At 65.9% G+C, this 19,836-nt stretch carries 23 protein-coding genes; 10 read left to right on the plus strand and 13 right to left on the minus strand.

Annotated features, from left to right (window positions below; all coding sequences use genetic code 11):
- Position 1 precedes the first annotated feature (1 nt).
- Positions 2 to 562, plus strand: a complete 561-nt coding sequence (locus TabM4_RS00325) for a DUF3833 domain-containing protein (protein WP_434616786.1) — start codon at positions 2 to 4, stop codon at positions 560 to 562.
- On the plus strand, positions 559 to 1,296 hold the full coding sequence (locus TabM4_RS00330) for an SDR family NAD(P)-dependent oxidoreductase (RefSeq protein WP_434616789.1): 738 nt from the start codon (positions 559 to 561) through the stop codon (positions 1,294 to 1,296). Before TabM4_RS00325 ends, TabM4_RS00330 begins: the two co-directional genes overlap by 4 nt.
- A gap of 11 nt (positions 1,297 to 1,307) precedes the next feature.
- Here the strand turns inward: TabM4_RS00330 and TabM4_RS00335 are convergent, their stop codons facing one another.
- On the minus strand, positions 1,308 to 2,561 hold the full coding sequence (locus tag TabM4_RS00335; protein WP_434621848.1) for an RsmB/NOP family class I SAM-dependent RNA methyltransferase: 1,254 nt from the start codon (positions 2,559 to 2,561) through the stop codon (positions 1,308 to 1,310).
- 65 nt (positions 2,562 to 2,626) lie between these two features.
- On the opposite strand from TabM4_RS00335, the gene TabM4_RS00340 reads away from it, so the two are divergent.
- Complete coding sequence (locus tag TabM4_RS00340; RefSeq protein ID WP_434616796.1) at positions 2,627 to 2,806, plus strand: DUF1674 domain-containing protein; 180 nt, start codon at positions 2,627 to 2,629, stop codon at positions 2,804 to 2,806.
- Between the two features lie 136 nt (positions 2,807 to 2,942).
- Here TabM4_RS00340 and TabM4_RS00345 read toward each other — a convergent pair whose 3' ends face one another.
- Positions 2,943 to 3,308, minus strand: coding sequence for a dihydrodipicolinate reductase (locus TabM4_RS00345; protein WP_434616799.1), 366 nt, complete (start codon positions 3,306 to 3,308; stop codon positions 2,943 to 2,945).
- A gap of 114 nt (positions 3,309 to 3,422) precedes the next feature.
- Entirely contained in the window at positions 3,423 to 4,232 is an 810-nt protein-coding gene (gene dapB / locus TabM4_RS00350; protein WP_434616801.1) for a 4-hydroxy-tetrahydrodipicolinate reductase, read from the minus strand.
- A 97-nt stretch (positions 4,233 to 4,329) separates the two neighbouring features.
- Here dapB and rbfA point away from each other — a divergent pair, with 97 nt between their 5' ends.
- Positions 4,330 to 4,743, plus strand: coding sequence for a 30S ribosome-binding factor RbfA (gene rbfA, locus TabM4_RS00355; protein ID WP_434616804.1), 414 nt, complete (start codon positions 4,330 to 4,332; stop codon positions 4,741 to 4,743).
- A 167-nt stretch (positions 4,744 to 4,910) separates the two neighbouring features.
- Here the strand turns inward: rbfA and uvrC are convergent, their stop codons facing one another.
- From uvrC to TabM4_RS00380, 5 genes are all read right to left on the minus strand, one after another.
- A complete protein-coding gene (gene uvrC / locus TabM4_RS00360) occupies positions 4,911 to 6,782 on the minus strand; it encodes an excinuclease ABC subunit UvrC (protein WP_434621850.1) in 1,872 nt (623 codons plus the stop codon).
- On the minus strand, positions 6,757 to 7,014 hold the full coding sequence (locus TabM4_RS00365) for a hypothetical protein (RefSeq protein WP_434616807.1): 258 nt from the start codon (positions 7,012 to 7,014) through the stop codon (positions 6,757 to 6,759). Before TabM4_RS00365 ends, uvrC begins: the two co-directional genes overlap by 26 nt.
- Before the next feature lie 103 nt (positions 7,015 to 7,117).
- Positions 7,118 to 7,894, minus strand: coding sequence for an SDR family oxidoreductase (locus TabM4_RS00370; RefSeq protein WP_434616810.1), 777 nt, complete (start codon positions 7,892 to 7,894; stop codon positions 7,118 to 7,120).
- Between the two features lies 1 nt (position 7,895).
- Positions 7,896 to 8,084, minus strand: coding sequence for a hypothetical protein (locus tag TabM4_RS00375; protein ID WP_434616813.1), 189 nt, complete (start codon positions 8,082 to 8,084; stop codon positions 7,896 to 7,898).
- A gap of 4 nt (positions 8,085 to 8,088) precedes the next feature.
- Complete coding sequence (locus tag TabM4_RS00380; RefSeq protein WP_434616816.1) at positions 8,089 to 8,883, minus strand: S49 family peptidase; 795 nt, start codon at positions 8,881 to 8,883, stop codon at positions 8,089 to 8,091.
- A gap of 62 nt (positions 8,884 to 8,945) precedes the next feature.
- Here TabM4_RS00380 and TabM4_RS00385 point away from each other — a divergent pair, with 62 nt between their 5' ends.
- The 6 genes from TabM4_RS00385 (at position 8,946) to TabM4_RS00410 (ending at position 15,926) form a co-directional block, all read left to right on the plus strand.
- On the plus strand, positions 8,946 to 9,845 hold the full coding sequence (locus TabM4_RS00385) for a LysR family transcriptional regulator (RefSeq protein WP_434616819.1): 900 nt from the start codon (positions 8,946 to 8,948) through the stop codon (positions 9,843 to 9,845).
- Positions 9,846 to 10,027: 182 nt separating this feature from the next.
- On the plus strand, positions 10,028 to 10,498 hold the full coding sequence (locus tag TabM4_RS00390; RefSeq protein WP_434616822.1) for a formate dehydrogenase subunit gamma: 471 nt from the start codon (positions 10,028 to 10,030) through the stop codon (positions 10,496 to 10,498).
- Complete coding sequence (locus tag TabM4_RS00395) at positions 10,498 to 12,027, plus strand: formate dehydrogenase beta subunit (protein WP_434616825.1); 1,530 nt, start codon at positions 10,498 to 10,500, stop codon at positions 12,025 to 12,027. The genes TabM4_RS00390 and TabM4_RS00395 overlap by 1 nt, the downstream gene beginning before the upstream one ends.
- Complete coding sequence (gene fdhF, locus TabM4_RS00400) at positions 12,024 to 14,900, plus strand: formate dehydrogenase subunit alpha (protein ID WP_434616828.1); 2,877 nt, start codon at positions 12,024 to 12,026, stop codon at positions 14,898 to 14,900. The genes TabM4_RS00395 and fdhF overlap by 4 nt, the downstream gene beginning before the upstream one ends.
- Positions 14,897 to 15,700, plus strand: coding sequence for a formate dehydrogenase accessory sulfurtransferase FdhD (fdhD, locus tag TabM4_RS00405; RefSeq protein WP_434616831.1), 804 nt, complete (start codon positions 14,897 to 14,899; stop codon positions 15,698 to 15,700). The genes fdhF and fdhD overlap by 4 nt, the downstream gene beginning before the upstream one ends.
- Positions 15,690 to 15,926 carry a formate dehydrogenase subunit delta gene (locus TabM4_RS00410; RefSeq protein WP_434616834.1) on the plus strand — a complete coding sequence of 79 codons (237 nt, stop codon included), beginning with the start codon at positions 15,690 to 15,692 and terminating at the stop codon, positions 15,924 to 15,926. Before fdhD ends, TabM4_RS00410 begins: the two co-directional genes overlap by 11 nt.
- A 285-nt stretch (positions 15,927 to 16,211) precedes the next feature.
- Here TabM4_RS00410 and TabM4_RS00415 read toward each other — a convergent pair whose 3' ends face one another.
- The 5 genes from TabM4_RS00415 to rfbC all read right to left on the minus strand — a co-directional run bounded on the left by TabM4_RS00415 (position 16,212) and on the right by rfbC (position 19,831).
- Positions 16,212 to 16,403, minus strand: coding sequence for a hypothetical protein (locus TabM4_RS00415; protein WP_434616837.1), 192 nt, complete (start codon positions 16,401 to 16,403; stop codon positions 16,212 to 16,214).
- A gap of 107 nt (positions 16,404 to 16,510) precedes the next feature.
- Complete coding sequence (gene rfbA, locus TabM4_RS00420) at positions 16,511 to 17,386, minus strand: glucose-1-phosphate thymidylyltransferase RfbA (RefSeq protein ID WP_434616840.1); 876 nt, start codon at positions 17,384 to 17,386, stop codon at positions 16,511 to 16,513.
- On the minus strand, positions 17,383 to 18,237 hold the full coding sequence (rfbD, locus tag TabM4_RS00425; RefSeq protein WP_434616843.1) for a dTDP-4-dehydrorhamnose reductase: 855 nt from the start codon (positions 18,235 to 18,237) through the stop codon (positions 17,383 to 17,385). Before rfbD ends, rfbA begins: the two co-directional genes overlap by 4 nt.
- Positions 18,234 to 19,274, minus strand: a complete 1,041-nt coding sequence (gene rfbB / locus TabM4_RS00430) for a dTDP-glucose 4,6-dehydratase (RefSeq protein WP_434616846.1) — start codon at positions 19,272 to 19,274, stop codon at positions 18,234 to 18,236. Before rfbB ends, rfbD begins: the two co-directional genes overlap by 4 nt.
- Positions 19,271 to 19,831, minus strand: a complete 561-nt coding sequence (gene rfbC / locus TabM4_RS00435; protein ID WP_434616849.1) for a dTDP-4-dehydrorhamnose 3,5-epimerase — start codon at positions 19,829 to 19,831, stop codon at positions 19,271 to 19,273. Before rfbC ends, rfbB begins: the two co-directional genes overlap by 4 nt.
- Positions 19,832 to 19,836 lie beyond the last annotated feature (5 nt).

Raw genomic sequence — 19,836 nt, forward strand, 5'->3', positions numbered from 1 at the left:
CATGACACCCTTCTTCTCGCTCGTCCTCGGCGTCCTCATCACCCTCGTTCTCGTCGCGATGAAATCGCGCTTCGTGGGCTTCCGCACGCAGCGCCCCGCCGATCTGGCCGATCGCGGCCCGCGCTTCGACCTGCGCACCCACCTCTCCGGCCCCATCCTCTGCGAAGGCGTGATCTACGGCCCCACCGGCCGCGTCACCTCCCGCTTCACCGCCGAGATGGAGGGGGTGTGGGACGGCAATACCGGCGTCCTCAAGGAACGCTTCCGCTACGACTCCGGCCGAATGCAGGATCGCGAATGGCGCCTCTTCCTTTCCAACGACGGCACGATCCGCGCCGAAGCCGATGATGTGGTCGGCCCCGGCCAAGGCCGCGCCGAAGGCCCCGGCGTCCTCCTCAACTACCGCATCAAGCTGGACGAAGAGGCGGGCGGCCACGTCCTCAACGTGACCGACTGGATGTATCTGATGGAAAACGGCACGATCATGAACCGCAGCCAGTTCACCAAATTCGGCATCACCGTCGCCGAACTCGTGGCCACCATGCGCCGGGTCCCGGCATGAGAGAGTTCCGCGGCAAACGCTACTGGCTCGTCGGCGCCTCCGAAGGTCTGGGCCTCGCCCTCGCCCAACGCCTCAGCCGCGCGGGGGCCGAGGTCATCCTCTCCGCCCGCTCCCCAGAAAAACTGGCCGAGGCCGTGGCCCTCATGCCCGGTCGCGCCACGCCCATCCCCTGCGACGTGGCCTCCACCCAATCCGTGCGCGCGGCGGCGGAGCAGGCGGGCCCCCTCGACGGCGTGGTCTTCCTCGCTGGGGTCTACTGGCCGATGAAGGCGCAGGACTGGGACGCCGACGCGGTCGAGGCGATGTGCGACATCAACCTCACCGGCTGCGCCCGCGTCATGGGCGCGGTGATCCCCGGCATGGTGGAACGCCGCAGCGGCCATGTCGTGATAACGGGCTCCCTGTCAGGCTTCCGCGGCCTGCCCGGTGCCATCGGCTATTGCGCCTCCAAGGCGGGCACGATGTCGCTGGCGGAATCGATGTATTGCGACCTGCGCGGCACGGGGGTCGAGGTGCAGCTCTGCAACCCCGGCTTCATCAAGACGCGCCTCACCGACAAGAACGATTTCAACATGCCCCAGATCATGGAACCGGGGCAGGCGGCGCAGATCATGTTCGAACATATGAACACCGATCACTTCTCGAACAGTTTCCCGGTTCCCTTCGCATGGGTCTTCCGCCTGTCGCAATTCCTGCCGGATTGGGCCTATTACCGCCTCTTCGCGCCGAAGTAACGTTTCCTGCGTCAGGAAACGCCCAACCGCACCATGAAGAACCCGTCCATCCCGCCGCGCGCGGCCCACAGATCGGGCCGCAGCCGCAACCCGCCGCCCTCCGTCCACCATGCCGGATCGACCCCCGGCACCTCCGCCCGCTCCACCCGCAATCCCGGATGCCGCTCCAGCGCGGCGGCCAATTGCCCTTCGCCCTCCTCGGGCAAAAGCGAGCAGGTGCAGAACACCACCCGCCCCCCCGGCCTCACCATCGCCAAGGCCCGGTCCAGCATCGCCGCCTGCAACTCCACCAAACCGGCCACCTCCGACCCGTCCTTCACGAAGGGCAGGTCGGGATGCCGCCGGATCGTCCCCGTCGCCGAACAGGGCGCATCCAGCAGCACCGCATCGAACCTCTCCCCCGGCTCCCAGACCAGCGCATCCGCCACCACAAGCTCCGCCTCAAGGCCGCAGCGCGCGAGGTTCTCGCGCACCCGCCCCATCCGCGCCTCGGACACATCCACCGAAACCACCCCCGCCCCGCTCGAGGCGATCTGCAACGTCTTCCCCCCGGGTGCGGAACACAGGTCCAGCACCCGCTCCCCCGCCACCGGTGCCAGCAGCCGCACGGCCAGCGCGGCGGCGGCATCCTGCACCCACCATCCCCCGGCCTCATATCCCGCCAGCGCCGAAACCTGCCCCTTCTCCTCCAGCCGCAGCGACCCCGTCGGCAGCACCTCGCCCTCCGGCACCACCGCCCCCGCCCGCAGCGTCAGGTCCAGCGGCGGCACCTCCGCCTGCACCGCCTCCATCGCCGACACGACCTCGCGCCCATAGGCATGCACAAGGGGTTGGCGCAGCCAGCGCGGCATCCGCTGCGGGGGCAGCCCTTCAAAGGGCTGATCCGGCACCTTGCGCAGCACGGCATTCACCAGCCCCGCCATATGCCCCGTCCGCTTGCCCCGCCGCACGATCTCCACCGCCGCATTCACCGCGCCATGCGCCGCACCGCCCATGGCGATCTCCACCACTGCAAGGCGCAGCGCATCCCGCACCATGCGCGGCGGCGCCTTGCGCAGATGCGGTTCCAGCACCCGGTCCGCCTGCTCCAGATGCCGCAGCACCGCCAAGGCCAGCCGCTGCGCCCGCGCCCTGTCCGAAGGCGGCAACCCCGCCAGGGGCCCCTGTGCATCGGCCACGACCTGCGCCATCAGCCGCCCTTCGCCCAGCACCGCGCCCAGCAATCCCACCGCCGCCGCCCGTGCCGCCAATCCCTCTGCCGCCATGCCGCCACCCTTGTTCCGCCGTTCCAAGGGCGTATATCAACGGCAAGGCACAAGGAACCCATCCCATGACCGACAGCCCGCGCCCTGATCTCCCGCCCGAAGCCCTCCGCGCCCTTGCCGAGGCCGAGGAACGCCGCAAGGCCGCCAAGGCCCAGATCCTGCCGCCGGAACTGGGCGGCCGCGACGGGCCGGAACCCGTGCGCTACGGCGATTGGGAAAAGAAGGGACTCGCCATCGACTTCTGACCGGCCCTGATTCTGACCGGCCCTGACCGGGGCCACGAATTTTCTGCGAAAATTCCCGCCCCGCCCCGCCCGGCATGTCCGGTTGCAAACCGGACCCCGATTTTTCGCAGAAAAATCGCCCCGCCCGTCGCCCGCCTCAGCGCAGCTTGAACGACGCGGAATCCCCCGCGCCCCGGTCGACGGTAAAGCGGATCTCCTCGCCCCCCTTCGCCTCGACCAATTGGCAATTCTTCGGGATCGGATAGCCCGACCAGTCCATCTCCCGGCAGAAATACCCGTCCTGCCATTCCCAAGTCCCGGTCACGTCCCAGCCCAGGGCCCTCCCCCGGATCTCGCCATCCTCCTCCACCTTCAGCGCGATGCCGAACAGGCCGAGGCGCAATTCCTTGCCCTCGACGGTCCTCAGGAAATCCGACTTGTCCGAAATCCGAGAGAAGGACTCCGCAAAGGCGGGCAGGGCGGTCAGCGATAGAAGGGCGGCAGACAGGACGGCGTGCAACATGGCGAAAGCTCCGAACGCGCAAAGCTAAGGTCATACGGCAGAGTCAGGATATCGGATGAATACCGCATCCTTTCATTACGTCAACGTCACGCCCACGTGACAGTTAGCAATCCGTCAAAGGCCCAGCACATCCATCATGTCATACTGCCCCGGCTTCGCGCCCTGCCCCCAGATCGCCGCCCGCAGCGCCCCGCGCGCAAAGATCGCGCGGTCGGTCGCCACATGGCGCAGGATCACCCGCTCGCCGTCGGCGGCAAAGATCACGTCATGCTCGCCCACGATATCCCCGCCCCGCACGGCGGCGAACCCGATGGCGCCCCGCTTGCGCGCCCCGGTGATCCCATGGCGGCCCGAGTCCATCGCCGCCTCCAGATCGACGCCGCGCCCCTCGGCCGCCGCCTGACCCAGCATCAGCGCCGTCCCCGACGGCGCATCCACCTTCATCCGGTGATGCGCCTCGACGATCTCCACATCCCAATCCTCGTCCAGCGCCGCCGCGATCTTCTGCGTCAACCGCACCAGCAGGTTCACCCCAAGGCTCATGTTCCCCGCCCGCACGATCACCGCATGGCGCGCGGCGGCATCGATCTTGGCCAGATGCGCCGCTTCCAGCCCCGTCGTGCCGATCACATGCACCGCCCGCGCCTGCGCCGCCAGCGCTGCGAATTCCACCGTCGCGGCAGGGGCGGTGAAATCGATCACCGCCTGCGCCTTCGCGAAAGCCTCCAGCGGATCATCCGTCACCACCACGCCGACCGCCGCGCCCCCCATGCATTCGCCGATGTCGCGCCCCACCCAGGCGTGGCCGCTGCGCTCCACACAGCCCACCAGCCGCGCCTTGTCCGACGCGCCGATCGTCCGCACCAGCATCTGGCCCATCCGGCCCGAAGCCCCCGTCACCACAATCCCCGGCAGATCGGCCATGCTGTCCTCCACGCGCTGTCCCGCCCCTTTAGCCGCTCCCCGCCCCCCGCGAAAGCCCGCCGTTGCGGGCGGGGCGCAAAGGGCCTATGTGGAACCCATGTCGAACAAGCGCTTCTCCTCGGGCAACGGCCCCTCGCAACGCCAACTCCGCGTGGGTGAACTCATCCGCCGCACGCTGTCTGACGTGCTGAACCGGGCGGAAATCCACGACCCCGACCTGAACCGCATGTCCATCACCGTGGGCGAGGTGTCCTGCTCCCCCGACCTCAAGGTCGCAACCGTCTATGTCATGCCCCTCATGGGCTCGGTCACCGTGGAAGAGGCCATCGCCGCCCTTGCCCGGAACAAGCACGAACTCCGCCGCCGCCTCGGGGCCGAGATGACGCTGAAATACGCCCCCGACCTGCGCTTCCGCCCCGATGAGACATTCGACCGGCTGGACGAAACCCGCCGCCTCTTCTCGGATGAGAAGGTGCAGCGCGACCTCGCCACCCCCGACGAGGAAGAATGACCCGCACGGGACGCGCTCCTGCGCGCGCAATCCTTAACACGCACTGCCATTAACCCTACCGCACCGCCCGCTGCGTGCTGACAGATTGCGGTACAGTGTCCGGCACGGAATCCGGTACAGCCGTTTTCCCGCAACTCCTTGATGGTAAACTGGTCTTTTTCCAGTCTCTACCGGTCGTGGAAGTAATCATGGATGGCCTGCGCCATCGCCTCGCTGATCCCGTCCACTGCCATCAAATCCGACAGCCCCGCCCGCGACACCGCCTTCGCGCTGCCGAAATGCGCCAGCAGCGCGCGCTTCCGCGTCGCCCCAACACCCGGAATGTCGTCCAAAGGCGTCGCCCCCACCGCCTTCGCCCGCTTCGCCCGATGCGCGCCATTGGCCCAGCGATGCGCCTCGTCGCGCAGGCGCTGCACGAAATACAGAACCGGATCATTGCGTTGCAGGGCAAAGGGCGGCTCTCCGGGGCGGTGGAACTCCTCCTTCCCGGCATCCCGGTCGATCCCCTTCGCCACGCCGATGTAAGGCACGTCATCCACCCCAAGCTCGGCCAGTATCTCCCCCACCGCCGAAACCTGCCCCGCGCCCCCGTCGATCAGCAGCAGGTCCGGCCAGGCATCGCTCTTCCGCTCCGGATCCTCCTTCAACAGCCGCTCGAAACGCCGGGTCAAGACTTCCTTCATCATGCCGAAGTCATCTCCGGCTTTCCCCGCCTCGCCCTTGATGTTGAACTTCCGGTACTGCCCCTTGATGAACCCCTCCGCCCCCGCGACGATCATCCCCCCCACGGCGTCAGAGCCTTGAATATGCGCGTTGTCATACACCTCGATCCGCCGTGGCGGCGCATCCAGATCGAAGGCCTCGGCCAGCCCGGCCAGCAGCTTGGACTGCGCCGCCCCTTCCGCCATCCGCCGCGCCAGCGATTCCTTCGCGTTGCGCGCGGCATTCTCCACCAATTCCGCCTTCTCGCCCCGCTGCGGCACGGCGATCTCCACCTTCCGCCCCGCGCGTTCCGCCAGCGCCGCCGACACCAGATCGTCGTTCTCCACCGGATGCGACAGCAGGATCAGGCGCGGCGGGTCCTTGTCGTCATAGAACTGGGTGACGAAGGCCTCCAGAATCTCGCTCTCCTCCGCCCCGGACCCCGTGCGCGGATAGAAATCCCGGTTCCCCCAACTCTGGTTCGCCCGGATGAAGAAGACCTGCACGCAGGCCTGCCCCCCCTCCAGATGCAGCGCGATCACATCCGCCTCGGCCACACCGCGCGGGTTGATCCCCTGCGACTGCTGCACCTGCGTCAACGCCCGGATCCGGTCGCGCAGCGCGGCGGCCCGCTCGAATTCCATCGCCTCCGCCGCTTCGGCCATCTGGCTGGCCAGTTGCGCCTGCACCTCGGTCGTCTTGCCCTCAAGAAACCGCTCGGCATCCGACACCTGCGCCGCATATTGCTCGGCCGTCACCCGCCCCACGCAAGGCGCGGAACAGCGCTTGATCTGGAACAGAAGGCAGGGCCGCGTCCGGCTCTCGAACATGCTGTCCGAACAGTTCCGCAACAGGAACACCTTCTGCAACTGGTTCAGCGTCCGGTTCACCGCCCCGGCACTGGCAAAGGGGCCGAAATAGCTCCCCTTCTCGCTCCGCTTGCCGCGATGCTTCTTGATCTGTGGAAAGGCATGTTCCTTCCCGATCAGGATGTTGGGAAACGACTTGTCGTCGCGCAAAAGCACATTGTAGCGCGGCTTCAACTGCTTGATCAGGTTCTGCTCCAGAAGCAGCGCCTCGGTCTCCGTCCGCGTGGTCAGGAACATCATCGACGCGGTCTCAGAGATCATCCGGGCGATCCGCCCCGAATGCTGCGGCGAGGGGCGGGCATAATTCGACACCCGCGCCTTCAGGTTCCGCGCCTTGCCCACATACAGGACCTCGGCCTTCGCGTTCAGCATCCTGTACACCCCGGGCGAGGAATCCAGAGTGCGCAGATAGCCGTGGATCACCTCGTGACCCACCGGCACGTCATCCTTTTCCGCCTCGTCCTGCATGCCTTCCGCCACCGGGTTTACACCTTATCTGGAACTCATCGATTCCCCGCCTTGGCTGCAACGGCCAAGGACCAAGGGCAAGAGCAAAGCTGTCCACGGATTTTGTGGATAACTCTGCGGGAAAGTTTTTGGCACCCCGGATTTTTCCTTGTTTTCCGCCGCTTTCCTCGAGTTGCACAAAAAATAGGCGCTTTTGCAAGCTATTGAAAACAAATGAAAGATTTTCATCCACATGGCAAATCCCTGAAAAACTTAGGGATTTTGTAACGTCTTGGTAACCAAACGGTCAGAAGTGGACAACTCTCCCGCGAGTGTCCGCCGCGCGCCTGTAAACCCTACTCGACACCCATCACATCGGGCGTCTGCCATGCCAGATGCTGGCCGCCGTCGACGGCGATCATCTGCCCCGTGACGGCAGGCGCATCGAGGAAAAATCCCAGCGCCGCGCAGATGTCCGCCGGGCTTGCGCCGCGCTGCAGCACCGTCGCGGCCCGCTGCCGCGCAAAGGCCTCCGCCGTCTGCCGCCCGCCCTGCAAGGTGGGCCCCGGCCCGATGGCATTGACCCGCACCCGTGGCGCAAGCCCCTGCGCGGCGGTCTGGGTCAGCGCCCAAAGCCCCGCCTTGGCGATGGTATAGCTGGCGAATTCCGGGGTCAGCTTCCACACCCGCTGATCCACCATGTTCACGACCAACCCCCGCGCCACGGGTTCGCCCCGCTCATCCCGCGCGGGCTCCGGCACCTGTGCCGCGAAGGCCTGCGTCAACACGAAAGGCGCGCGAAGGTTCGATTCGATATGCCGGTCCCAGCTTTCCCGCGTGGCACTGGCGAAATCGTCATGCTCGAAGATCGACGCATTGTTGACCAGCACCGTCAACGGCCCGTCCAGAGCCGCCGCCGCCCGCGCCACCAATCCCTGCACCTCCGCCTCGATCAGCACATCGGCAGGCAGCGCGACAGCCCGCCGCCCCATCGCGGTGATCTCCTCCACCACGCCCTCGGCCTCTTCCTTGCTGCCGGCGTAATGCACCGCCACGTCATAGCCCCGACCCGCCAGATAGAGCGCCATCGCCCGCCCCAGCCGCCGCCCGGCCCCCGTCACCAATGCCCGCATCTCAGCCCTTCCCGCAGTCACACCCACCCTTGCCGATGAGATAGCGCCCACAAGCCCGGCAGCGAGAGGGTTTCGCCAAGGCCGCCCGTTTCTTCACTGATCGCGAAATCGCCCCCGGAAACAGAGCCTTGCCGATCAGGCCGATCACCGCCATTGCGCCCAGAAACAGGATGAAGATCTTCAGAAGCACAGGATCACAGCCCGAACCGCGCCCAAAGCGCCCGTTCCTCGACCCCCTGCATCAGCCCGTCCGTCGCGGCCATACCCAGCCGCTGCAACAGCCCGCGCTTCTGGCCGAAAGGCACCAGCCGCACCTTCTCGCCATAGATCTCCATCAGCTTCGGCCGCAGATGCGCCACGCCATCCACAAGGCCCAAGGGCACCGCCTCCGCGCCCACCCAGACATCCGCGTTGAACAGATCCGCCGAAAGGTCCAGCCGCGCCCCGCGCCGCGCCTTCACATGCTCGATGAAAGCCGCATGGATAGGCTCCTGCAACTTGCGCAGCCGTTCCACATCCTCGGGCTTCTGCGGCAGGAAGGGGTCGGCGAAACTCTTGGACTTCCCCGCCGTCACCACCCGCCGCTCGATCCCCTGCCGCGCCATCAGTTCCGGGAACCCGAAAGAGGCAAAGATCACCCCGATCGACCCCACGATCGAAGACGGGTCCACCCAGATGTCATCCCCCGCGCAGGCCAGCCAATAGCCACCCGATGCCGCCACATCCTCCACAAAGGCATGGACGGGCACCTTCCTCTCCTCCGCCAGCCGCCGCACCCGCGCCGCGATCAGCGACGACTGCACCGCCGACCCGCCCGGTGAGTTGATCACCAGCGCCACCGCCGCAGGCTTGCCCCGCGCAAAGGCCCGTTCGATCAACGGCGCAACGGATTGGTCATTCAACCCCCGCGTCCCCACGCCAATCGCGCCCTGCAGGCGGATCACGGGAATAACGGCGGGTTTCGGCACAAAGGGGATGAAGCGTCTCATACCCCACAGCTAGGGGGTCAGGGCCTTGCGGACAAGGGACGAATGACGGCAGGCTGCCTCACATGATCGACAAGCTGGAAATGTTCATCGCCCTCGCCAACGAACGCCATTTCGGCCGCGCGGCCGAGGTCTGCGGCGTCACCCAACCCACCCTCTCCTCCGCGATCAAACAGCTGGAAGACCAACTCGGCGTCCAACTCGTCTTCCGCGGCTCGCGCTTTCAGGGCCTGACGCCGGAAGGCCAGCGCGTGCTGGACTGGGGCCGCCGCATCGTCGGCGACATGCGCGCGCTCAAGGATGAAATGCGCACCGTCCGCTCTGGCCTTTCGGGCAACCTGCGCATCGGCGTCATCCCCACCGCCCTGCCCATGGTCGCCCAACTCACCGGCCCCTTCACCGCAAAACATCCCAATGTCCGCGTCTCCATCCTCTCGCGCACCAGCACCGAGATTCTGACTGGCATCGAATCCCTCGATCTCGACGCAGGCATCACCTACCTCGACAACGAACCGCTGGGCCGCGTGGCCCAGGTCCCGCTTTACGCCGAATTCTACCGCCTGCTCTGCGCCCCCGGCACCGCCCTTGCCGACCGCGATCACGTCACTTGGTCCGAGGTTGCGGAACAACCCCTCTGCCTCCTGACCGGCGACATGCAGAACCGCCGCATCGTCAACCAGCATCTGGCCGAGGCCGGGGCGGCGGTCATCCCCCAGATCGAATCGAACTCCACCATCGCGCTGACCAGCCACGTCCTGACGGGCCGCTGGTCCTCCATCGTCCCGCGCCAACTGGCCCAGATGTTCACCGCGGGCGGCCAACTCCGCGCCATCCCCATCGTCGCGCCCGAGGTGGAACACCTCGTCGGCCTCATCACCGCGCGCCGCGACCCCCTGACGCCCGTCCTCGCCGCCCTGATCGCCGAGGCAGAGCGGTTCGCCAAGGCGACCAACCCCTCCATCTAGCCAACCCCGCCCCGGGCTCGACCCGGGGCCTCCCCCAAACCGATGCGCCGCGCTTGCCAGAGGTTCCAGGTCAGGCCCGGGACGGCGCTTGATAGTCCACATCTATCAAACAACGGGAATTCATTATTGAATCCTCTATCGACTCGTATATCCCGGTATACAGCTACCAAGGAAGGCCGCCGATGACGCAGACCAGCACCGAAATCGCCGCGCGGGTGGGGGAAATCCTCGACGCGCATCAGGGGATGGAGGGGCCGCTTCTGCCCATCCTCCACGCCATTCAGGCCGCCTACGGCTATGTCCCGCGCGACGCCCTCCCCGTCATCGCGAAACGCCTGAACCTGACCCGCGCCGAAGTGCATGGCGTCATGTCCTTCTACCACGACTTCCGCGAAGACCCCGCAGGCAAGCACGTCCTGAAACTCTGCCGCGCCGAGGCCTGTCAGGCCATGGGCAGCGACCGCATCGCGCAGCACGCCCAGAACCGCCTCGGCATCGAATGGCACGAAACCACCAAGGACGGCCGCATCACGCTGGAACCCGTCTTCTGCCTCGGCCTCTGCGCCTGCGCCCCCGCCGCGCTGGTGGATGGCAAGGTGGTCGGCCGCGTGGACGAAGCCCGCATCGACGCCATCATCGAAGGGGTCCGCTGATGAAGATCTACGTCCCCCGCGACGCCGCCGCCCGTGGCCTTGGCGCCGATGACGTCGCCGTTGCCATCGTGACCGAAGCCGCCAAGCATGGCGTGACCGTGGACCTCGTCCGCAACGGCTCGCGCGGTATGGTCTGGCTGGAACCGCTGGTGGAAGTTGCCACCGATGCGGGCCGCATGGCCTTCGGTCCCATGACCCCCGCCGATGTCCCCGCCCTGTTTGGCGATCTGGCCGCGCACCCCAAGGCGCTGGGCCAAACCGACGCCCTGCCGTGGATGGCCAAACAGACCCGCCTCACCTTCGCCCGTGTCGGCGTGATCGACCCGCTCTCGCTGGCCGACTACGAAGCGCATGGCGGCCTTGCGGGCCTCCGCCGCGCGCTCACCATGGACAGCGCTTCCATCGTGGCCGAGGTCACCGAAAGCGGCCTGCGTGGCCGTGGTGGCGCGGGCTTCCCCACCGGCATCAAGTGGAAAACGGTGGCCGAGGCGAAGGCCGACCGCAAATACATCGTCTGCAACGCCGACGAAGGCGACAGCGGCACCTTCGCTGACCGCATGCTGATGGAAGGCGACCCCTTCACCCTGATCGAAGGCATGGCCATCGCGGGCATCGGGACGGGCGCGACCAAGGGCTTCGTCTACCTCCGCTCCGAATACCCCGACGCGATCGAAGTGATGACCGCCGCCGTCGAAATCGCCCGCAAGGCAGGCGTCCTCGGCGCATCGGTCCTCGGCTCCGGCAAGGCCTTCGACATGGAAATCCGCACGGGTGCGGGCGCCTATGTCTGCGGCGAGGAAACGTCGCTCCTCAACTCCCTCGAAGGCAAACGCGGCATCGTCCGCGCCAAGCCTCCGCTGCCCGCGCTGCAAGGCTTCATGGGCAAGCCGACGGTCGTGAACAACGTGATCTCGCTGGCCACCGTCCCCGTGATCTTCGAACGCGGCGCGGCCTTCTACAAGGATTTCGGCCTTGGCCGTTCGCGCGGCACCATCCCGCTGCAGATCGCGGGCAACGTGAAACATGGCGGCCTGTTCGAAGTCGCCTTCGGCCTGACGCTGGGTGAAATCGTCGACGTGATCGGCGGCGGCACCGCCTCGGGCCGCCCCGTCAAGGCCGTGCAGGTCGGAGGCCCCCTAGGCGCCTACTTCCCCCGCAGCCTCTTCGACACCCCCTTCGGGTATGAGGAATTCGGCGCGAAGGAAGGCCTGATCGGCCACGCGGGCCTCGTCATCTTCGATGACTCCGCCGACATGCTGAAACAGGCGCGCTTCGCGATGGAATTCTGCGCCATCGAAAGCTGCGGCAAATGCACCCCCTGCCGCATCGGCGCGGTGCGCGGCGTGGAAACCGTGGACCGCATCGCCAAGGGCGACGCTGGCGCCATCCCGCTGCTGACTGACCTCTGCAACACGATGAAATCCGGCTCGCTCTGCGCGCTGGGCGGCTTCACCCCCTATCCGGTGATGTCCGCGCTGACCCACTTCCCCGACGACTTCGCCCCCGCGATGAAAGAGGCCGCCGAATGAAAGACTTCATCATCCCCGACCGCGACTTCGGCACTCCCGCCGCGAAATCGAAGACGATGGTCACACTCACCATCGACGGCTTCGATGTGACGGTCCCGGAAGGCACCTCGATCATGCGCGCCGCCGCCGAACTCGGGATCTCCGTCCCGAAACTCTGCGCGACCGACAGCCTCGACGCCTTCGGCTCCTGCCGCCTCTGCCTCGTCGAAATCGAAGGCCGCCCCGGCACCCCCGCCTCCTGCACCACGCCGGTCGCACCGGGCCTGAAAGTCCACACCCAGAATTCGAAGCTGAAACAGCTCCGCCGTGGCGTGATGGAGCTCTACATTTCGGACCACCCGCTGGACTGCCTGACCTGCGCCGCCAATGGCGACTGCGAATTGCAGGACATGGCGGGCGCGGTCGGCCTCCGCGACGTGCGCTACGAGAAGGGCGAAAACCACTTCGAGGTCCGCAACACGTCCGGTGAAGCGAACCCCAACTGGATCGCGAAAGACGACTCCAACCCCTACTTCACCTACGACCCGGCGAAATGCATCGTCTGCTCCCGCTGCGTCCGCGCGTGTGAGGAGGTGCAAGGCACCTTCGCCCTGACCATCGAAGGCCGCGGCTTCGACAGCCGCGTGTCGGCGGGCATGGCAGGCGACAACTTCCTGTCCTCCGACTGCGTCTCCTGCGGTGCCTGCGTGCAGGCCTGCCCGACCGGCACGCTGCACGAGAAGTCCGTCATCGACATCGGCACCCCCGACCGTTCCGTCATCACCACCTGCGCCTATTGCGGCGTCGGCTGCTCGTTCAAGGCGGAAATGCGCGGCGACGAACTGGTCCGCATGACCCCCTACAAGCACGGCAAGGCCAATCGCGGCCATTCCTGCGTCAAGGGCCGCTTCGCCTATGGCTACGCAAGCCACAAGGACCGCATCCTGTCGCCGATGATCCGCGACTCGATCAACGATCCGTGGAAAGAGGTGACCTGGGCCGAGGCGATGGAGTTTGCCTCGAACCGCATGAAAGGCATCATCGCCAAGCACGGGCGGCATTCGGTGGGCGTCATCACCTCCTCCCGCTGCACGAATGAGGAAGCCTATCTCGTCCAGAAACTGACCCGCGCGGTCTTCCGCAACAACAACACCGACACCTGCGCCCGCGTCTGCCATTCGCCCACCGGCTATGGCTTGGGTCAAACCTTCGGCACCTCGGCCGGCACGCAGGACTTCGACTCGGTCGAACAAACCGACGTCGTCATCCTGATCGGCGCGAACCCGACCGACGGCCACCCCGTCTTCGCCTCGCGCCTGAAAAAGCGCCTGCGCCAAGGCGCGAAGCTGATCGTGGTCGACCCCCGCCGCATCGACCTTGTCGACTCGGCCCACATCAAGGCTTCGCACCACCTGCAACTGACCCCCGGCACCAACGTCGCCGTAGTCACGGCCATCGCCCATACCATCGTCACCGAAGGCCTCTTCGACGAAGCCTTCATCCGTGAACGCTGCGACTGGGACGAATTCCAGGACTACGCCGAATTCGTCTCCGACCCCCGCCACTCGCCCGAAGCGACGCAACTCCTCACCGGCGTCCCGGCCGAGGAACTGCGCGCCGCCGCCCGCCTCTATGCACGCGGCGGCAATGGCTCCATCTACTACGGGCTGGGCGTTACGGAACACTCGCAGGGCTCTACCACCGTCATCGGCATCGCCAACCTCGCCATGCTGACGGGCAATATCGGCCGCCCGGGCGTGGGCGTGAACCCGCTGCGCGGCCAGAACAACGTGCAGGGCTCCTGCGACATGGGCTCCTTCCCGCACGAACTGCCGGGCTACCGCCACGTCAAGAACGACGCCGTCCGCGACGTCTTCGAATCCCTCTGGGGCGTGCAGATCGACAACGAACCCGGCCTGCGCATCCCCAACATGCTGGACGCCGCCGTCGAAGGCACCTTCAAGGGTCTCTACTGCCAGGGTGAGGACATCCTGCAATCCGACCCCGACACCAAACACGTCGCGGCGGGCCTTGCGGCGATGGATTGCGTGATCGTCCACGACCTCTTCCTGAACGAAACCGCGAACTACGCCCACGTCTTCTTCCCCGGCTCCTCCTTCCTCGAAAAGGACGGCACCTTCACCAACGCCGAACGCCGCATCAACCGCGTCCGCAAGGTGATGGCCCCGAAACAGGGCTACGCCGACTGGGAAGTCACCCAGATGTTCGCGCAGGCGATGGGCGCCGACTGGCACTACACCCACCCGTCCCAGATCATGGACGAAATCGCCATGCTGACCCCCTCCTTCGCGGGCGTCAGCTATGAAAAGCTGGAAACGATGGGCTCCGTCCAATGGCCCTGCAATGAAAAGGCGCCAGAAGGCACCCCGCTCATGCACATCGACGGCTTCGTCCGCGGCAAGGGCAAGTTCATCGTCACCGAATACGTGGCGACGGACGAAAAGACCGGCCCGCGCTTCCCGCTCCTGCTGACGACGGGACGCATCCTGTCGCAATACAACGTGGGCGCACAGACCCGCCGCACCGACAACGTGGTGTGGCATGACGAGGACGTGCTGGAAATCCACCCGCATGACGCCGAACTCCGCGGCGTGCGCGACGGGCAATTCGTGAAACTGGCCTCGCGGTCGGGCGAAACCTCGCTGCGGGCAAAGATCACGGACCGCGTCTCGCCCGGCGTGGTCTACACCACCTTCCACCACCCGACCACGCAGGCCAACGTCATAACCACCGACTTCTCGGACTGGGCGACCAACTGCCCGGAATACAAAGTGACGGCGGTCCAGGTCTCTCCCTCGAACGGCCCCACCGAATGGCAGGAGGACTACGCCGCGCAGGCCGCCAACTCCCGCCGCATTCTGGCGGCAGAGTGATGGAAACCGCCCGCCGCCTTCCCCGCCTGAGCTTCGGCTCGGGCGGCATCGAGCAGGGGTCCCGCCCCCTGCCCGAAGAGGTGGCGGTCGCCCTCTCCTTCAACGGGTCCACGCAGGCGGTGATGATGGCAACGCCCGCCGACCTGACGGACTTCGCCTATGGCTTCGCCCTGACCGAAGGCATCGCCACCGAAGACCAGATCGACAGTGTCGAGATCGTCCCCGCAGGCGACGGCATCGACGTTCAGGTCTGGCTGCATGACGATGCCGAAAAGCGCCTCGCCGCGCGCCGCCGCACCATGGCGGGGCCGGTGGGCTGCGGCCTCTGCGGCATCGACAGCATCGAACAGGCCATGCGCCCCGTCGCGCATATCCCTCCCTCGCCCTTCCGCATGTCGCCCGCGCAGGTGATGCGCGCCGTGGCATCCCTCACCGACCGCCAGCCCCTGCACGACTACACCCGCGCCGCCCATTGCGCAGCCTACTGGACGGCCGAAGGTCTGGTCGCCGCGCGCGAGGATGTTGGCCGCCACAACGCGCTGGACAAGCTGGTGGGCCACGTCACCCGCTCCCGCTATCCCCAAGGTGCGGTCGTGCTGACAAGCCGCGTCTCCATCGACATGGTGCAGAAGGTCTGCACCCTTGGCGCGCCGATCCTGATCGCCGTATCCGCCCCCACCGCCCATGCCGTCGATCTGGCGGACGAGGCGGGCCTGACCCTCATCGCCCTCGCCCGCCCTGACAGGTTCGAGGTTTTCACCCATTCCGACCGACTGACGGAGACTGCCCATGTCCGCTGATCCCCATGCCAAGCTGATCTACATGGCGAACCAGATTTCGAAGTTCTTCGAATCAAAACCCGATGCCGAGGGCATTGCGGGCATCGCCGCCCATATCAACGATTTCTGGGAACCCCGGATGCGCCGGCATTTCTTCGAGGTGGTCGATTCCGGTGGCGCGGGCCTGCGCCCGTTGGTCCTCGCCGCCGCAGCAAAGATCAAGCGTCCCGTTCCCGAAACCGCGTGAACCAAAAGGCGCGGCTGCGCCGCAAGCCTTTCCTGTCGCCTGCGCGCGTGCCGCGCTTCGGCTCCGTGGTCAGGGGACGTTCCGTCCCCTCTGTCGGCGCGGTTCCCGCGCCGCCATTCACCCCTTGAGGGTATTTGGCCCGGGACGAAGGGGCGAATCTTCCGTCCGGCCTGATGGTTAACGGTGTTCTGCAGCACCGTGCGTATGCACAGTTTGCGGTACGCTTTACGGCACCGGCCGCGGCACTGCCATTTCCCGTGCCTTCTGTTGATTAATCCTGCGTTCTCAGGGGTTTGACGGAATGTCGCGCGACAGGCGCATATAGGTGAACATCCCCGTCAGGAACCCCGCAAAGGCAAGAAAACCGGCGGTGACCATCTGGGTCTGATCCTGTATGTCGGCGGAAAGGGCCAGATAGCCGAAGGCCCAGAAACCCGACCAACTGATCACACAGATCAAGGCGATAAGCTGCTTCATCCCTGTCATCCCTCCTCCCAAAGGGCGGGCCGAAAGGGGTGAGTCACCGGCCCGTCTGCGACAGGTTAGCGCAGGTCAGGCGAATTTCATCATGTTTTTTGCATGTATCATTCCGAAGCGATTCCAAGCAGATAGCGCCCATAATCGTTCTTGCGGAAAGTCTCGGCCCGTTTCAGCAGGTCGTCGTGGGTGATGAATCCCGACCGCCATGCGATCTCGTCCGGGCTGCCAACCTGCAGTCCCTGCCTGTCGGTCAGGGTGCGGACGAAGTTCCCGGCGTCCAGCAAGGACCCGTGGGTACCCGTATCCAACCACGCAAATCCGCGCCCCATGCGTTCCACCCGAAGCGACCCCTCGGCGCGGTATTTCTCAAGCAGATCAACGATTTCCAACTCTCCCCTCGGCGAGGGGCGCACGCTTTCCGCCAGATCGGGCGCGCGGCCATCAAGGTAGTAGAGACCGGTCACGGCATAATTCGACGGCGGTTTTTCGGGCTTTTCGATGATCGCTCGCACCTGCCCATCAGGGGCGAAATCCACCACGCCGTAGCGTTCCGGATCGGCAACCCGATAGCCGAAAACGGTGCCTCCGGTTTCCTGCCCGTCGGCTGTGGCGAGCGTTTCTGGCAGGCCATGGCCGAAGAAGATGTTGTCGCCCAGAACCATCGCCGAAGGCGCGCCATTCAGGAAGTCGCGGGCGAGGATATAGGCCTGCGCCAGCCCGTCCGGCGAGGGTTGCACGATCCATGTGAAGGACAGGCCCCACTGGCTGCCATCACCCATAAGCCGTTGGAATTGCGACTGATCTTCCGGCGTGGTGATGATCGCGATCTCGCGGATGCCCCCCAACATGAGGACCGAGAGCGGGTAGTAGATCATCGGTTTGTCATAGAGCGGCAGAAGCTGCTTCGACACGCCCATCGTGATCGGCCAAAGCCGCGTGCCGGACCCGCCGGCGAGGATGATGCCCTTGCGTCTGGTCATGCGCGCAACTCCTGAAGGATGTCGGCAAGGCCCACGCGCCAGTCGGGGCGGGGGATGCCGAAGTCACCGGTAAAGGCCGAACAGTCCAGCCGGGAATTCTGCGGGCGCGCGGCCGGGGTCGGATAGGCGGAAGAGGGGATGTCCGCGATCGTGCAAGGCAGCCCTGCCATCTCCATGATGGTGCGGGCGAAGGCGGCCCATGTCGTGTCGGGTATTCCGGCGAAGTGATGGGTTCCACCCGTCGCTCCGTCGCGAATCGCGATTGCCGCCTTGATCAGCGCGTCGGCGATGTCGGCGGCGGGCGTTGGCGCGCCATGCTGATCCGCCACCACGTTCAGGGCGGCACGTTCCGCGCCAAGGCGCAGCATCGTCTTGACGAAGTTCTGGCCATGGGCCGAAACCACCCAACTCGTGCGCAGGATCAGGTGCCGCGCCCCGCTTTCGCGGATCGCAATCTCTCCGGCAAGCTTGCCGCGGCCATAGGCGTTCAGGGGTTGTGTTGGGTGATCCGGGGTGAAGGGTGCATCACCCTTGCCGTCGAAGACATAGTCGGTCGACACATGCAGGAACGGAATGCCCCTCGCCGCGCAGGCGCGGGCCATGGCAGCCGGGCTTTCGCCATTCACCAACCGCGCCGCCGCCTCTTCCGTTTCGGCCTTGTCGACGGCGGTCCATGCGGCAGCATTGATCACCGCATCGCAGGGATGGGCGGCAATCGCCTCGGCACAGCGGGCGGGTTGCACAAGATCGACGTCTTCGCGCCCAAGGAACGTTGCCGAAACCGTGGGTGGCATGTGCCGGGCGAGTTCACGCGCCACCTGCCCGGTGCGGCCGAATACCAGCAGCCTCAAGCTTTCACCCCCAGCCTTTGGCCAACACCCTGACGCGCCAGAAGCGGACGCCACCAAGCCTCGTTGTCCAGATACCAGCGGACGGTCCGGCGCAGCCCTTCCTCCAGCGTGACCGACGGCCGCCAGCCCAGTTCCTCGCGGATCCGCGTCGGATCGATGGCATAGCGCAGATCATGCCCCGGACGGTCGGTCACGAAAGTGATCAGCCGGTCATGTGGCGCACCCTGCGGATGCAATTCGTCCATAAGCGCGCAGATCATGCGGACCAGATCGATGTTCCTCGCCTCGTTCTCGCCGCCGATATTGTAACTGCGGCCCAGCGGGCCTTTTTCCAGCACCGTCAGCAGGGCATCGGCGTGATCTTCCACGAACAGCCAGTCGCGCACATTCTCGCCCGCGCCGTAGACGGGAATCGCCTTTCCCGCCAAAGCGTTCAGGATCACGACGGGGATCAGTTTTTCCGGGAAATGGAAGGGGCCGTAATTGTTTGAACAATTCGTCAGAACAACCGGCAGGCCATAGGTTTCGTGCCAAGCCCGTACCAGATGGTCCGATGCCGCCTTTGATGCCGAATAGGGGCTGCGGGGATCATAGGGTGTTTCCTCGGTGAACTTGCCCGTCGGGCCCAGCGAACCGAACACCTCGTCGGTCGAGATGTGGTGGAAACGGAAATCTTCTGGCTTGCCCTGTCGGGTCCAATAAGCGCGGGCTGCCTCCAGCAGGGTGAAGGTGCCGGTCACGTTGGTTTCGATGAAATCTCCCGGCCCGTCGATCGACCGGTCTACATGGCTTTCGGCGGCCAAATGCATCACAGCATCGGGTTCGTGCCGGGCTAGGATCGCCTCCATCGCCGCACGGTCGCGAATATCCGCTTTTTCAAAGGCATAGAGCGGCGAATTGCCGACTGATGCCACGTTATCCAGACAGGCCGCATAGGTCAGCGCATCGACATTCACCACCGAATGCCCCCGCGCGACCGCCAGACGCGCCACGGCCGAGCCGATGAAGCCCGCGCCGCCGGTGATCAGGATCTTCATTCCGCACTCTCCCAAACAAAGGGGCTTTGCCAATCGGCAAAGGCCGGCGCTGCCGCATCCTTGGCAGACAGAACCGGATCGCCGGACAGGCCCCAATCAACCCCGACGGAATCCCAGCGCACCGCGCCGTCATGGGCAGGGGCGTAGGTATCGGTGCATTTGTACTGCACCTCGCAATCCGGCGTAAGTGTGACGAAACCGTGCAGAAATCCTTTGGGAACCAGCAGTTGGCGGCCATTTTCGGCGCTCAGGTCCACGGCCACCCATTTCCCGTAGGTGGGCGATCCGCGCCGACCGTCCACCGCGACATCGCGGATCGTTCCCCGTGTGCAGCGGATCAGTTTGTCCTGAGCGCGGGGGGGCGACTGGTAATGCAGGCCGCGCAGCGTGCCCTGCTGGGCCGAAAAGGAATGGTTGTCCTGCACGAAGGCAAGGCCCAGCCCCGCGTCTGCCATGCGCTCGGCATTCCATGTTTCGGTGAACCAGCCCCGCGCATCGCCAAAGCGCTGCGGGGTCAGGATGACGACGCCGGGCAGGGCGGTCTGTTCGATCTGCATGAAAG

The sequence above is a fragment of the Tabrizicola sp. M-4 genome (assembly GCF_051132405.1).
Classification (GTDB): Bacteria; Pseudomonadota; Alphaproteobacteria; order Rhodobacterales; family Rhodobacteraceae; genus Paragemmobacter.